Here is a 12,990-nt window from a genome sequence, read left to right as displayed (position 1 = left end):
TTTGATTGTTTATCATCAGTGCCTTTTTGTTTTTAATTGTAAATATCATAATCACTGGGTAAAGCATAGTGCATATAGACTATATATAACCCTAATGCCGTAACAATAAATAGTAAACTAATAATAAGTAAGGTTAACTTGCTTGGATATTTGAACGTTTTAATGCATAACGAAATCAGCCCACCAAGCACAAACCCAGCGCAAGCGCCACCGATATGTGCCATATTGTCGATCGAAGGTAATAAGCCTAATCCTGCCGTCAAAATTAAACTGATCAGCATCGCTTTGACTGGCATTTCTTGTATATTAGCCTTAAACACTAAGCAATAAGCTAGTAAGGCGGTAATAATGCCTAAAATAGCACCCGAAGCACCACAACTGATTATATTTTGATTAATGGTAGCTATATCACTTGATAAGCTTCCCACTAGACCTGAAAAAAGATAAATACCCAAAAAAGCTATGCGGGGGATACGCTTTTCTAAAATTGGCCCAATGCTCCATAATGCCAGCATATTCATAGCTAAATGGGTAAAACCGACATGCATAAATAAATTGGTGAACATACGCCAATATTGGCCAGAAAAGGTCAATATTGCAACATCGGCACCCCAATCAATCAGAAAGTGATTTTCATAAAGCGTCGAAAAACCACGACTATCAAGTAATCGGAAGACAAAAAAGCAAAGGATATTTATCAGCACTAAAGTCGAGGTGATTTTAGATTGACTAGCGTAATATTTAATATCATTTAAGGTACTCATTAAAAATCCTTTTGAATAGTTGAATTTTATTGATAATAGGTGGGTTAATCTAACCGTTTACCCCATATCATTAAATCACGCTGAACATTATCTAATTCTGCAATTTTTGGAAGAAGCCCCCATTGTTGATATTGCATTTTTTTAAATAAATTAACACTAGGTAAATTATGTCGAAACACATAGCTAAAAATTGCCTCAATTCCAGCTTGTTTGGCAAATTGTTCGATTTTATTCACCATAAATTGACCAATTTTTTTACCACGAAAATCTTGATGAAGATATAAGCTAATCTCGACGGTTTTATAAAAAGCGGGGCGACCATAAAACGAAGATAAACTAATCCAACCACAAGATCTATCTTGATATTTAATTAACCAAAGTGGACGATTTTTAGGGTTATGCTGGTGAAACCATTCCAACCGACTTTCAACAGAAACAGGCACTGTATCGGCAGTCACTTGGCGACCAGCAATTGTTGAATTATAAACATCGACAATAAATGGTAAATCTTCTAATGTAGCATCGTGGTAAGTGATCATATTTTTTTGCTGTAAGTGGTTTAAAGAAAAATTATTGTAATTTTATTATTGATTGTAGGCAATAAGGGATATTTTTATCGTGAGGAAAATACAACGTATCAATAGTTTATGGGAAAATAAAAAACAAATAAAATCAATTTTCTACCTAACTGTTATTTTTACAATAATATTTGCTCATTGTCAAAAAATGAAAAATTCATCTAACCCTTTTTTTTATCAATAAATAAAAGTAAATAAAAACAAAGAATTAAGTGTTGATGATAAAAAAGGGTTTTTAAAAATAAAAATCTTATTTGTCTTTTGCCAAACAAGCTTTATAGTATATTGGCTTCTAGTTCACCGCCGTATAGGCGGTTTAGAAATGGATTGTGACATTCGATTTATACATTGATGAGTTCACCGCCGTATAGGCGGTTTAGAAATAATCTAGCCTTAAACCACTCATCAGTTCGTTGTTCACCGCCGTATAGGCGGTTTAGAAATATTCATCTATCAGCACCTCGACATTATTTATGTTCACCGCCGTATAGGCGGTTTAGAAATTGCGTTCTGCCATAGCTATTATTTTGCATTTTGTTCACCGCCGTATAGGCGGTTTAGAAAATGGTTCGGTAATGCTGTTATCTATTAGATCCGTTCACCGCCGTATAGGCGGTTTAGAAAAATAATTTATATACTATGTGTAGGAATTATTCCCGTTGTTTACAGTAATTAAGAAAAACTACGGTAATGAAGATACATAAAACAACAAAACTAACTTCTTATCATAAACAAGAGATATGGCGCCTCTATCATAAAGAAGAAATAACCATCACCGATTTAGCTAAATGTTATACAGTTATTCATAAGAATAACCAAGCAATTGGTGTAACGATGTTGTAACTGTTTGCTGTGCACTTTAATACTTCAGTGTTAATTTGATTTATTACAGTTTAAATGCTTGGCATAATATGCAAAATAGTAAGATTAAACGTTAATACTGCTTTTTACTTCATCACCTAAGGTTTTCAATTTAAAATTGTCATGCCAACTTGCTAACAAAAGGGACGAAATTAAGGGAATATGGCTAAATCAGTGACATGCGCATTTTAGATTGTTAGTTTTTAACTGGGTGCGAATGGCTTTTGATTTAGTCACACCAAGACAACCGACTGACTTGTATCTACCATAGTACAAAGAAAAACAATTGCACGACATCCCAATACAAATAGTACTAACAAAAAATAACTTTCATCTTATCCCACTAATACTTTGTATCTTTAAATAATAAACTAAACCGACCACTCCCCAACAACGCCAAACTAAAGGCACTCAGTGCCATAAAAGCAGGATACTCCCAACCGCCACCGGCATTACTAAATGACCAGCCATTTACTGAATGAATGAAACTAATGACAATCATTTGAATAACAGCGAGTGAACTGATAATTCGAGTTATAACCCCTAAGAGTAATAACACACCACCACCAATTTCAAAAACAATTGTTAAATAACCGACAAATCCCGGCAAGCCCAGTGATTCAAAATATTGAGCTGTGCCATTAGGGGTAAAAACAAGGAGTTTAGTTAATCCATGCGCCAAAAACATAGCGCCTAACGCTATACGTAATAAAAGTGATGCAATATCAGTTTGATATGGTTTCATATTATTGTTCCTATAAGTAAATAAATTAACGTTGTTCGATAGTTATGTATTTATATTAATGGTTATTTATTTATGTATAAATAATGTAATATGTGAATTATTGTCTCATAAAATGGAATAATAGGGTGGAGTTAGATGAATAGGTCAAATAAATTATTAGAAATGACAGTATTTGTAACCGTTGTTGATTGTAATAGCTTTGTTGAGGCTGCAAATAAATTGAATATGTCTAAGCAGGCTGTGTCGCGTTGTATTCAATCGTTAGAAGATCGTTTGCAAGTGCGATTGTTGCAACGAACTACGCGGAAAATGGTCATTACTTACGAAGGACAAACGTTTTACTTGCAAGCAAAAGCTATTATTAATGCAACCATAGAGGCAGAAAACGCAATAAGCATGAATAAAGTAAGTCCCCAAGGTATGCTTCGCATTAATGTACCTGTTAGTTTTGGTATTTTATATTTAGCGCCTTTATGGCAAAAATTTATCGATAAATACCCCAATATAGAGTTGGATATTACACTGTCTGATCGTGTGGTTGACTTACTTGAAGAGGGGTATGATCTTGCTGTTCGAATTAGTCGATTAGAAAACTCATCACTAATTAGTCGAAAACTGGCAACCACACAAATTATCGCAGCAGCTTCACCAGATTATGTTGCTAAATATGGCATGCCCAATCATCCTGATGAATTATTAAATCATAAAATTATTATGTATAGCCAATGGGCTAAAAAAGAACAATGGCATTTTTACAAAGATAATACTTATGACTCAGTTAATTTAAAAGCGAATATTTATTGTAATAATGGCGATACTTGTCGCCAAATTATGTTACAAAATGGCGGTATTTCACTACAACCCGATTTTATTATTGGTCAAGATATTAAAATGAAGAGGTTGGTTCGTGTTTTGCTAGATTATAATGTCGAGGATTTGAATATTTATGCTATTTACCCAAGCCGTAAATTGTTACCACTTCGAACACGTTGTTTAATCGATTTTTTAATCGGTGAGCTTAAATATTACCGAAGATTAGTTTGTTGAGAAATGGGTTACATATTGTTTGAAATACTTTGTAATATACATATAATATATCAAAAAATGCATTAAATAGCCTTTTATTATTTTGGTAATAAATTGGGGCAATAAATTTAAAAAAATAAATTTAATAAGGAATATAAAATGAGTCTATTTTCCCGTCTATTTAGTCGTTGGGATAATAAAAGTCGGCCATCGGATGACATTTTAGTTGCAAATTCTTCTATTGAAAATCCTCTATCTTTGGTAGTGCTATTCAATGACAATCTCTCTTTTAATCGACATAAATTATTAAAAACATTACGCAAAGTCGATTCGTCAATGAAAAACATTCGTTTACCATCATCCATTGAACAAATAACTGATGGCGCTGATGCCCTTGTGGCATGGGGGCAGCATATTATAAAAATTGTTGGTTTTAATGCCCCTTGTCCTTCCGAAATTTTACAGCCATGTATTGAAAATAGTCAAAACACGCAAGAATTTAAGCAACAAGTTTCTCATCACCAAAGCCATGTAATTTTATACTATGTTGGATTTGAAGATGATTTAGTTGAGCAATATGTTGCTTTAACACAGTTTGCTGTTGGATTTGAACATTGCGATATGAGCGCGCTTATTAATGCAAAGGCTCATCAAATTTTAGCAACACATGTTGCTAGTGCACTGGCAAATGAACAACAAGGAGTCTATTTGTTACGTAATTGTTTACCACTATTTTTTATTGGATTTGTGAAATTTAATGTTGACCATTTTGATGGCGTATGGATGCGTACTTATGGTGCAGATGCTTTTGGTTTGCCCGATTTGGCTATATTAGCCAATAGTCATGAAGATAGCGAAAAGTATATGAACATGTTCAATAATTTATTGCTTTATTTGCGGGATAGTGGGGCATCGATACAAGCAGGTCACACTACAGAAGATACCGAAGGCAAAAAAATGTTATTACGTAGCCCATCAGCACAAGAATCTTTTTTACAAAATGGTGGAATGGTGTTGGTGATGGAATACCTTGTTGAGTAATCTTCAGTAATAAATCAGATTTATTGATATAACGATTAACATCCTCTTGATAATCATCGATTTTAGAAAAATTTAATATTAAGGAAGAATAAATGAATATTTTTTCACGTCTATTTGGTAAAAAGTCACAGCCACAACAAACTAATGGGGCACTAGTTGAAAATCCAGATATTAAGGAACCATTAACATTAGGTGTTGTGTTTAAAGGGCAATTTTGTTTTGAGAAAGATAATTTATTAAATAAATTACGCAATATAGATTCATCAATGAAAGACATTCAATGTCAACAGCCATTTGGACAGTTAGATGATGGATGTTATCTCTTAATTGGTTGGGGAAAACATGTGATTAAGCTATTTGGAATCAATGCCCCATATCCTGCTGAGGCTTTAGAAACTTGTGTTGCACCTGCACATTATAATCAGGATATCAAAGCGCAAATTCGAAATAATGATAGCCATTTAATTTTATATTATATTGGGTATGAGCAAGATGTACTTGAGCAATACCTAGCTTTAACCCGTTTAGCCGCTGGTTTGGAGGAGTTTAATGCTTTAGCCGTGATTAACGGAAATGGGCATTCTTCGTTACCAATAAGTACTATTCGTGGATTGGTTACTGATAAAGGTGGAATTGATAGTTTACGCCATTGCTTACCTTCGTTCTTTTGCGGATTTGTGAAATATGAAGTAGAAGGTGTTAAAGGGGTATGGATGCGTACTTATGGTGCGGATGTTTTTGGCTTACCTGATTTTGCTGTATTAGCCAATAGCCATGATGAGGGGGAATATTATTTTGAAATGTTTGGTAATATCCTAGAGTATCTACGTGATAGCGGTGCAACAATGATGCCAGGTGATACTATGGAGGTAGGCGATAATAAAATGATGTCATTACGCGCTCCAGAAAATAATGAATACTTTTTGAAAGATCAAGGTCATGTTTTGGTGGTTGAAATAAATAGCAATAATGCAACTGCATAACTTGCCAGCAAAATTAATCTAATAAAATAAACGTCTATTTTTCAATAGAGTGTTTATTTTTTATGTTCATTTTATCACTTAATTTATTGCTTAATTTACTTATCGATAGTGCTAACCCATTATCAAAAATTTATTTTTTCATTGTGAGTACAATATCGCCAGAATTCAGCCTTACCTTTTCGCCATTATATTGGTACTCAGACCACAGGGAAGGGTTATCCGATTCACAGTCATTAATGATTCGATATTCACTATAACCTGTATTACTGCCCAAGATAGGTATAATCTCACCAACAGATCTTTCAATATCATGTTCAGACAAGTAGGTAATTAATTTTTTGACTAATGCTAGTTTGTGTTTTAACTCTGGATTATCTTTATATGATGATTCAATAAAATCAATAATATCTAACATTTATAACCTTTATAAAAATGTAAAACCAAAAAAATGATTTGGGTCAAAAAGTAAATTACCACAGCCTTGGCCATTGAAGTAACTTATACTCATTGAGGAAAAGGGTATTGATGAGTATGTTATCTTGGTGATAGTTACAGTTTGCTCGGTTTTGAATAATTGCGAATAAATTGACATTAATGAAAAATGGTCATCATCATCTAAAGTAAACCATGCTTTAATTTCTGTTAATTCATTATATTGTATAATACCTGCTTCACTGAGATATAACTCAAAAATAACTTCATCAATAATAAAATATAATCTATCATAAAGCGGGTGAAAAATCGGTAGAGTAGCATAATCAACATAGCCGGCGATCATTACATCCTTTAGTTCACCAAGCATTAATCTATCAAAAAATCCCTGCATGATTAACTCTTTTTTTACTTTGTACAATTAACTCAAAAAACGATTCTGTTGTAATCAGCATATCAAGAAAGTTTTTTATATTAAAATCAACATTTACGCCATCCATTTTTTCACCTATACTTGTTTAAGCATCTATGGGCTGCTTCTGCCAAAGCCTCAAACCCCACGTACAGCGCTCCCAATCGTGGCGGTGATTGGGTTTTGTTTTCTTATCTTATCGTTTAAATATTTGAATACTGACATGCAGTTGCTCTAAATAATCAAAGTTATCGTATGTAAATGTTGTCACACTCAACTAGCATCATTAGCTACTTCAAACATCATCTAAAAGGCATCTATTATTTGATAAATAGAACTCACCGATTTCTTGTACATCTTTATCGTCACTTTGTAAAGCTAAAATCGCCAATTTTTTTGATAACTTCTGGCTAAATGAATTGAATAAATACATCAATATACCAAATGTTTGATAATCCTGTTGCCCTAAAATAGGTGTAATATAATTCCAAATATGTTTTTCTAGCCACTGTGTATTGATACTTAAAATAATCTCTTGGCATAATTTTGTATTGCCATCTAAATATTGCATAATGTTGATAATTTCAGGTAATAAGCTTATTTTGATTGCTTCTGGAAATTGTTTGATCAAGTGTAATAACAAGGGATCAAACTTTTGGGTTAAATGTGTTTTAATTAATTCAACGGCTTTAGGCTGATTAGCTAATAAATAGAGTTTATTTAATAAATTATCCTGTAGATTAATGCAGTCGGTTAAAAACTGATTTATATCATTAAATGAGTGCATATTTTGGGTTACCTGTTTTATCTATGATGTTGCTCAAGGTTTTATCTGGCAAAACCATATCCAATTATCATGATGAAAATAGAATGCAATATTGTTATCAGGGCAGATAAGTAGACTATCATCATGAATATTATTTAGACAGTGGGTTGATATTTCCATCCCATTGGTATAGGCATCATAATAATATCCTGATTTAATGGTATAGTGCTTTATAATTTGAGTAAATTTTTCAAAAGCATTGTTATCAATTCTTACACAATGGTGATTCAAATGTTTATCAAGATATTTGATGTTATTGGCAAATTTCGGCCATTTTCCATTAATTAGAAAGTGGTATCGTTGTTTTTTATCTTTCTTTATAAAGTTGTTTATAAAAAAATTAAGATGATTCATAGTATATTGAATATCAAGTTATGATTTGACCTTTATATATTGCCATTTTATCTTAAAAAATACCTTTTAATTGTTTTTTTGATATTTTGATCTGTTTAGCAATGACTTCTACATAGAATGAATCGCTTTGAATAATATAATGCCAATAGTCACCGCGATCATATTGTTGCCAATTAGGGAAATGAGATTGTCGTTCATTGACTAATTGCTCAAGCCATGATGATTCAGGGATAACCCAATAACAAGAATTAAAATCATCGCTATCACAATGACTGTAGTAAGCGCACTGTTTGTTTCGTTCAAAACGCATTGCCCAAACATTAGAAAACTCGAATATACCCGTAAATTTAGAATACTTTGCAGGTTTATACCATATTTTGCAATAGGCGGTTAATGTATCGCCTTTGGATTTTATGACAATATCATCGTTGGGGGCTTGCCAAAAAGGAAGTTCAATGGGATAGGCATGATCTTTGGCTTGTGAGCGTTGATAAGTGATACCATGATTGGTTAAGGTTGTTTGAATATGCTTTTCAACGTGGTAATTAGGATATTTACCCTCTGTAATCATAAAAGTAACAATATAAGATGGATTAAGAATGATGTCAAAAATACGATCAATTTTGTCATGAATCATTATAGCAAAATCACCTAACTTAGCTTTAGCAATACCACTATCATTTTTATAAGTGAATGTACAGTTAAAGGCTTTCGTAAGCTTGGCTAATAGCTGTTCAAATGAGCAATTCTCATCAATTAACAATCTTAACCATTTTGGGGGAGTATTCATCTGTTCCTGCTTAGCACTATTACTTTGTGATTAATTTAAGGCTGAACCGGTAAAAATATTCGCCAGTTTGCCAATAATATTTATCAATTTTAATCTTTTTGGGGATGAATTGTTAGGCTAATCTTATTTTTTATTATCTAAATAATTTTATTAAACGATTATTTTAAATTGAAGATAGCACTGAAAGTTGATTGATAGTTTTGCTATTTACTAATTTGTTAACGCTATCTATGCATAGATTACCATGGTTAGGATTTTTGTTTCTGTTAAATCTAAGTCACTATATAACAAATATGAGTGGATATTGATATTATAACATTTTCTCAAATTAGCATTTAATTAATCGCGCAACTATTAAAAAAATAGCAGTGCGACGTGTAAGTCGCACCGTTATTGCTTATATTATTGTTAGTGTCGTTGAATCGATTTAAATTTTTCTGTCGTTTGTTTTAATGCAATTTCTGTTGGTAAACGCTCCATCGAGCTTGCGCCATAAAATCCATTACAATCAGGGCAATTTTTTAAGATATATTCAGCATCTTCTGGAGTAGCAATAGGGCCACCATGACATAAAATAATAATGTCTGGACGAATTGCTTTAGCCGCTTTTGCCCATTGATTGATTAACGGCACACAGTCAGTTAGTTTCAATGCCGTTTCTGCACCAATGCTTCCTCCTGTCGTTAATCCCATATGAGGCACTAAAATATCTGCGCCCGCTTTAGCCATATCGATAGCATTTTGTTCGCTAAATACATAAGGTGTTGTAAGCAGATCTTTTGCATGTGCTTTGCGAATCATTTCAACTTCTAAAGCGTATCCCATCCCTGTTTCTTCTAGATTTGCTCTGAAATTACCATCAATAAGCCCAACAGTTGGAAAGTTTTGTACGCCAGCAAATCCCGTTTCTTTTAATTGATCTAAGAATTGGTCAAATTGACAAAATGGATCCGTGCCATTTACGCCCGCTAGCACTGGCGTATTTTTGACTACTGGCAATACTTCTTTAGCCATATCCATTACAATTTCGTTAGCATTGCCATAAGCAAGCAATCCAGCTAATGAACCTCTACCAGCCATACGGTAACGTCCAGAATTATAAATAACAATAAGATCGATACCGCCAGCTTCTTCACATTTTGCTGATAATCCTGTACCCGCACCACCACCGATAATTGGTTGGCCTTTAGCAATCATATCGTGGAATTTTTTTAACAATTGAGTTCGTTGACTACTCATTATATTCTCCAAATATTTATTTCATTACCTTTGTAAATTCGTTGATGATCAGATCACAAAACTGCGGTGAATTTATATGATAGGGGGTTTTTATTAACTTTCTTTTTTCGGTTTGGATAAAAATTTTTTCAAATTCATCAATAAATGCTTGATTAGCTTTTGGTAACCAAAAAGCACCTCCTTCAATATCTAAAGCCGAAAATCCACCTTCAGGAATAATAAAAGTGACATAACCTTGGCATTGGTTAAGTTTATTTGCGATCCAATTGGCCATTTTTTTATTTTCTTCTGGCGTTGTTCGCATTAATGTTACTTGTGGATTATGTGAATAAAACAAACGATCTTGATACTTTTGCGAGATAGTATCTGGGCTAGCAAAATTTACCATATCAAGTGCCCCGCACGATCCAATATAAGGTATTTTGCTTCTGGCAATGGCGCCAAAGCGATCTTCATCACAAGCTAAAACACCATCGAATAAATAATCACCTACTTCAGTTGTTGTAATATCAAGCACACCATGCAATAAATGGCTATCAGCGAGTTTTTCCATCGCTTTGCCACCACTACCTGTAGCATGGAAAACCAAGCAATCATATTGATCGTGTAATTTAGCTGATACGGATTGAACACATGTCGTTGTGACACCAAACATAGTCAATCCAATTGCGGGTTTATCTTCAATCGTATCTTGGGTTTTAAATAGAACCGAGCCAGCAATAAAGTTAGCCGCATTGGTTAAAACTTTTCTTGATATAACATTAATTCCAGCAATATCGGTAACCGAATACATCATTGCAATATCACTTGCACCGATATAACCCGAAATATTGCCAGATGCCATTGTTGATACCATAAGTTTAGGAATTCCAACAGCAAGTGATTGCATAGCAGGAGTAATTAATGCTGTACCACCAGAACCACCTAAACCTAGTATGGCTTCTACATCATTTTGAGCCATCAAAAATAATTTGAACGCATCAGCCATTGCAACAATTGCTTTGCCTCTATCGCCGCAAAAAACAGCTTGCTTACCATTTGGATGGTAACTAGCAACGGTTTCTGCTGCAATAGCCGCTAAATGATTAAATTGATGAGGTTGTGTAGAAATATCGACAATTTTACAGTTAAGATTTTTCAGATCGAGAAGATTTTTGATATAAGCAATTTCTTCCCTTTTAGTGTCTAATGTTGTAACTAAATAAATTGTACGAGATGATGCCATTTATTACTCCCAAATAAGCTAATTAGGTAAATACTTGTAACAAAAGGATGACAAATTGTCATACATTATATATCAAAAATGAGATTTAAGTCTCATTTTTTTGTGTGAAAAGATAAATTTTAACTAATTTATAAAATGCGGTATCATGCTCACGATTACTACAAATTAAATATATATTCAATGATCCAAAAGACTTTAGTACCTTCCTCAATATATACTGGTGTAAAAAAACGAACTTATGAACGTTTAATTAATACTGCATTAGAAGCATTAGAACAGGGCTGTGAACTCACTATAACTGAACTAGCTGATAAATCTGGTATATCCCGAGCAACAGCATACCGCTATTTTCCAACACAAAGTGCTCTAATTACAGCAGTGGTTGAAAGTTCATTAGAACCCATTTTTAGTTGGCGATCAAAAAAACAAAATGCAGACGAACGTATTAATGATTTTTTAGCTTTTGCTTTTCCACAAATGTTAAAACATGAAGGGGCATTACGCGCAGCACTAAGGGTTTCATTACAACAATGGGCAACGGAACGAGCGTCATTATCTCCACAAACCGAAAAATTGGTGCGAGGTAATCGCAAAGAAATCCTTTCAACAATATTGTTACCACTCAAAACTGAACTTCCTGAAGAACTTTATGATAAAGTAATTTATGCTATTTCAATCATTTATGGCTCTGAAATATTTATGGTACTCAAAGATATCTGGAAGCTTGATGACCAGTCTATAATATCACTATCGCAATGGATAGCTAAAGCAATCATTAATCAAGCCAAACAAGATGCGTCGAAAATTTGATTGATGTGCTATGATAGCTAGTTAGCCTAATTTTGCTGATCGCTAACGCTATTATAAAAATAAATGATTTTGTGAAAATTAATCCTTATTCACGTGTTTAAAGTAGGAAAACGATAATGAAAAAGCTTGTTTTTATTCTGATTTTTTGTCTTTGTGGCTGTGTGCATAAGCAAACGCAAATTTTATCCAGTAGTGACACCATTATCAAATTAAAGAGTGATGAAAAAATAGGTATTATTGCTGAATCACAAACATACTCATATCAATTTACAAGTGCCGATGCGATAGACAAGCTCAAAAGCTACCGTAATTTTTTAGCAGAATATAAAAATGATATTGAAAAAGTATCTATCACTTTTTTCCGAGAAAATGCAAACGATGGAATTATTGCTAGGTATAGTAATCTTATCCCAGAAAAAACAATTTTAAACAATAACAATTTATCAATGAAGTATAAATCAGAATGGGTGTTAAAAGATGGTTATTATCAAGTGTCATTTAGCACAAAAGGAAATGCCTATAAGCAAGCAAATACGCTATCTGATCAATATTTATTACCAACCCCCATTACCGTGTTAGTCAAACCTAGAAATGAAATAAAAGCTAGTGAGGACATCACAGGTGACGTAGCAGGCTTAATTATATTGCCAGTTTTTATTCCATTAATGATGATTAGTTGTATTATGGGGCCTTGTTAAAAGTTATGTGTAGAAAAAGTTCGCCATAACATGCCTCGAAAATGATAATAATTGATCTGCTGCCTATGACTGGAAGTGGAAAAGTAGATCGAAAAAAATTAGCCAACTTGTTGTTATAAATTACTATTATTAATGACTTGACTATCATAAAAAGCTGAGCATTTTTAATGTGCTCAGCTCTGATTTTTAATAGCTATTAAACATTT

15 protein-coding genes and 1 CRISPR repeat array are annotated in these 12,990 nt (G+C 33.2%); of the genes, 6 read left to right on the top strand and 9 right to left on the bottom strand.

Features of this window, described 5'->3' with window-relative positions; translation table 11 throughout:
* Window positions 1-32 precede the first annotated feature (32 nt).
* Together A9G24_RS08770 and A9G24_RS08765 are read right to left on the bottom strand one after the other, a co-directional pair.
* Window positions 33-764: a rhomboid family intramembrane serine protease gene (locus A9G24_RS08770; RefSeq protein WP_065638671.1), complete on the bottom strand. Its 732-nt coding sequence runs from the start codon at window positions 762-764 to the stop codon at window positions 33-35.
* 44 nt (window positions 765-808) lie between these two features.
* The gene (locus tag A9G24_RS08765) at window positions 809-1,303 is read right to left on the bottom strand and encodes a GNAT family N-acetyltransferase (protein WP_065638670.1); all 495 of its coding nucleotides are present in this window, start codon (window positions 1,301-1,303) and stop codon (window positions 809-811) included.
* A 333-nt stretch (window positions 1,304-1,636) separates the two neighbouring features.
* Window positions 1,637-1,966: direct repeats of the CRISPR family, unit length 29 nt; unit sequence TGTTCACCGCCGTATAGGCGGTTTAGAAA.
* A gap of 66 nt (window positions 1,967-2,032) precedes the next feature.
* Between A9G24_RS08765 and A9G24_RS12865 the strand changes: the two genes are divergently transcribed.
* Window positions 2,033-2,185, top strand: coding sequence for a hypothetical protein (locus A9G24_RS12865; RefSeq protein WP_176701184.1), 153 nt, complete (start codon window positions 2,033-2,035; stop codon window positions 2,183-2,185).
* 361 nt (window positions 2,186-2,546) lie between these two features.
* On the opposite strand, the gene A9G24_RS08760 is transcribed toward A9G24_RS12865, so the two are convergent.
* Entirely contained in the window at window positions 2,547-2,948 is a 402-nt protein-coding gene (locus tag A9G24_RS08760; protein WP_065638669.1) for a DoxX family protein, read from the bottom strand.
* Between the two features lie 135 nt (window positions 2,949-3,083).
* On the opposite strand from A9G24_RS08760, the gene A9G24_RS08755 reads away from it, so the two are divergent.
* From A9G24_RS08755 to A9G24_RS08745, 3 genes are all read left to right on the top strand, one after another.
* Complete coding sequence (locus A9G24_RS08755) at window positions 3,084-3,995, top strand: LysR family transcriptional regulator (RefSeq protein ID WP_065638668.1); 912 nt, start codon at window positions 3,084-3,086, stop codon at window positions 3,993-3,995.
* A 138-nt stretch (window positions 3,996-4,133) separates the two neighbouring features.
* Window positions 4,134-5,015, top strand: coding sequence for a DUF4261 domain-containing protein (locus A9G24_RS08750; RefSeq protein ID WP_065638667.1), 882 nt, complete (start codon window positions 4,134-4,136; stop codon window positions 5,013-5,015).
* A gap of 92 nt (window positions 5,016-5,107) precedes the next feature.
* Window positions 5,108-5,998: a DUF4261 domain-containing protein gene (locus A9G24_RS08745; RefSeq protein WP_065638666.1), complete on the top strand. Its 891-nt coding sequence runs from the start codon at window positions 5,108-5,110 to the stop codon at window positions 5,996-5,998.
* A 130-nt stretch (window positions 5,999-6,128) separates the two neighbouring features.
* On the opposite strand, the gene A9G24_RS08740 is transcribed toward A9G24_RS08745, so the two are convergent.
* From A9G24_RS08740 to A9G24_RS08710, 6 genes are all read right to left on the bottom strand, one after another.
* Complete coding sequence (locus tag A9G24_RS08740; protein ID WP_065638665.1) at window positions 6,129-6,413, bottom strand: hypothetical protein; 285 nt, start codon at window positions 6,411-6,413, stop codon at window positions 6,129-6,131.
* Between the two features lie 9 nt (window positions 6,414-6,422).
* Window positions 6,423-6,824: a hypothetical protein gene (locus A9G24_RS08735; RefSeq protein ID WP_065581792.1), complete on the bottom strand. Its 402-nt coding sequence runs from the start codon at window positions 6,822-6,824 to the stop codon at window positions 6,423-6,425.
* 313 nt (window positions 6,825-7,137) lie between these two features.
* Window positions 7,138-7,629, bottom strand: coding sequence for a hypothetical protein (locus A9G24_RS08730; protein ID WP_065581793.1), 492 nt, complete (start codon window positions 7,627-7,629; stop codon window positions 7,138-7,140).
* 445 nt (window positions 7,630-8,074) lie between these two features.
* A complete protein-coding gene (locus A9G24_RS13070; protein ID WP_218056273.1) occupies window positions 8,075-8,812 on the bottom strand; it encodes a hypothetical protein in 738 nt (245 codons plus the stop codon).
* A gap of 408 nt (window positions 8,813-9,220) precedes the next feature.
* A complete protein-coding gene (locus tag A9G24_RS08715; RefSeq protein WP_065638663.1) occupies window positions 9,221-10,051 on the bottom strand; it encodes a phosphoenolpyruvate hydrolase family protein in 831 nt (276 codons plus the stop codon).
* 16 nt (window positions 10,052-10,067) lie between these two features.
* Window positions 10,068-11,276 (bottom strand): Tm-1-like ATP-binding domain-containing protein, encoded by a 1,209-nt coding sequence (locus A9G24_RS08710; protein WP_065638662.1) that lies wholly within the window; start codon window positions 11,274-11,276, stop codon window positions 10,068-10,070.
* 180 nt (window positions 11,277-11,456) lie between these two features.
* On the opposite strand from A9G24_RS08710, the gene A9G24_RS08705 reads away from it, so the two are divergent.
* Window positions 11,457-12,086 carry a TetR/AcrR family transcriptional regulator gene (locus A9G24_RS08705; RefSeq protein WP_065638723.1) on the top strand — a complete coding sequence of 210 codons (630 nt, stop codon included), beginning with the start codon at window positions 11,457-11,459 and terminating at the stop codon, window positions 12,084-12,086.
* Window positions 12,087-12,202: 116 nt separating this feature from the next.
* Window positions 12,203-12,784, top strand: coding sequence for a hypothetical protein (locus A9G24_RS08700; RefSeq protein WP_065638661.1), 582 nt, complete (start codon window positions 12,203-12,205; stop codon window positions 12,782-12,784).
* Window positions 12,785-12,990 lie beyond the last annotated feature (206 nt).

It is taken from the genome of Gilliamella sp. App6-5, assembly GCF_001690525.1.
Taxonomy (GTDB): Bacteria; Pseudomonadota; Gammaproteobacteria; order Enterobacterales; family Orbaceae; genus Gilliamella; species Gilliamella apicola_H.
This window is presented reverse-complemented; position numbering and strand designations above follow the sequence as displayed.

What these genes read in the sequence shown, in the direction of transcription:
- A9G24_RS08705 (WP_065638723.1), top strand. Translation starts at nt 11,457, where the DNA reads ATGATCCAAAAGACTTTAGTACCTTCCTCAATATATACTGGTGTAAAA.
- A9G24_RS08770 (WP_065638671.1), bottom strand. Translation starts at nt 764, where the DNA reads ATGAGTACCTTAAATGATATTAAATATTACGCTAGTCAATCTAAAATC.
- A9G24_RS08750 (WP_065638667.1), top strand. Translation starts at nt 4,134, where the DNA reads ATGAGTCTATTTTCCCGTCTATTTAGTCGTTGGGATAATAAAAGTCGG.
- A9G24_RS13070 (WP_218056273.1), bottom strand. Translation starts at nt 8,812, where the DNA reads ATGAATACTCCCCCAAAATGGTTAAGATTGTTAATTGATGAGAATTGC.
- A9G24_RS12865 (WP_176701184.1), top strand. Translation starts at nt 2,033, where the DNA reads ATGAAGATACATAAAACAACAAAACTAACTTCTTATCATAAACAAGAG.
- A9G24_RS08700 (WP_065638661.1), top strand. Translation starts at nt 12,203, where the DNA reads ATGAAAAAGCTTGTTTTTATTCTGATTTTTTGTCTTTGTGGCTGTGTG.
- A9G24_RS08760 (WP_065638669.1), bottom strand. Translation starts at nt 2,948, where the DNA reads ATGAAACCATATCAAACTGATATTGCATCACTTTTATTACGTATAGCG.
- A9G24_RS08765 (WP_065638670.1), bottom strand. Translation starts at nt 1,303, where the DNA reads ATGATCACTTACCACGATGCTACATTAGAAGATTTACCATTTATTGTC.
- A9G24_RS08710 (WP_065638662.1), bottom strand. Translation starts at nt 11,276, where the DNA reads ATGGCATCATCTCGTACAATTTATTTAGTTACAACATTAGACACTAAA.
- A9G24_RS08715 (WP_065638663.1), bottom strand. Translation starts at nt 10,051, where the DNA reads ATGAGTAGTCAACGAACTCAATTGTTAAAAAAATTCCACGATATGATT.
- A9G24_RS08740 (WP_065638665.1), bottom strand. Translation starts at nt 6,413, where the DNA reads ATGTTAGATATTATTGATTTTATTGAATCATCATATAAAGATAATCCA.
- A9G24_RS08755 (WP_065638668.1), top strand. Translation starts at nt 3,084, where the DNA reads ATGAATAGGTCAAATAAATTATTAGAAATGACAGTATTTGTAACCGTT.
- A9G24_RS08730 (WP_065581793.1), bottom strand. Translation starts at nt 7,629, where the DNA reads ATGCACTCATTTAATGATATAAATCAGTTTTTAACCGACTGCATTAAT.
- A9G24_RS08745 (WP_065638666.1), top strand. Translation starts at nt 5,108, where the DNA reads ATGAATATTTTTTCACGTCTATTTGGTAAAAAGTCACAGCCACAACAA.
- A9G24_RS08735 (WP_065581792.1), bottom strand. Translation starts at nt 6,824, where the DNA reads ATGCAGGGATTTTTTGATAGATTAATGCTTGGTGAACTAAAGGATGTA.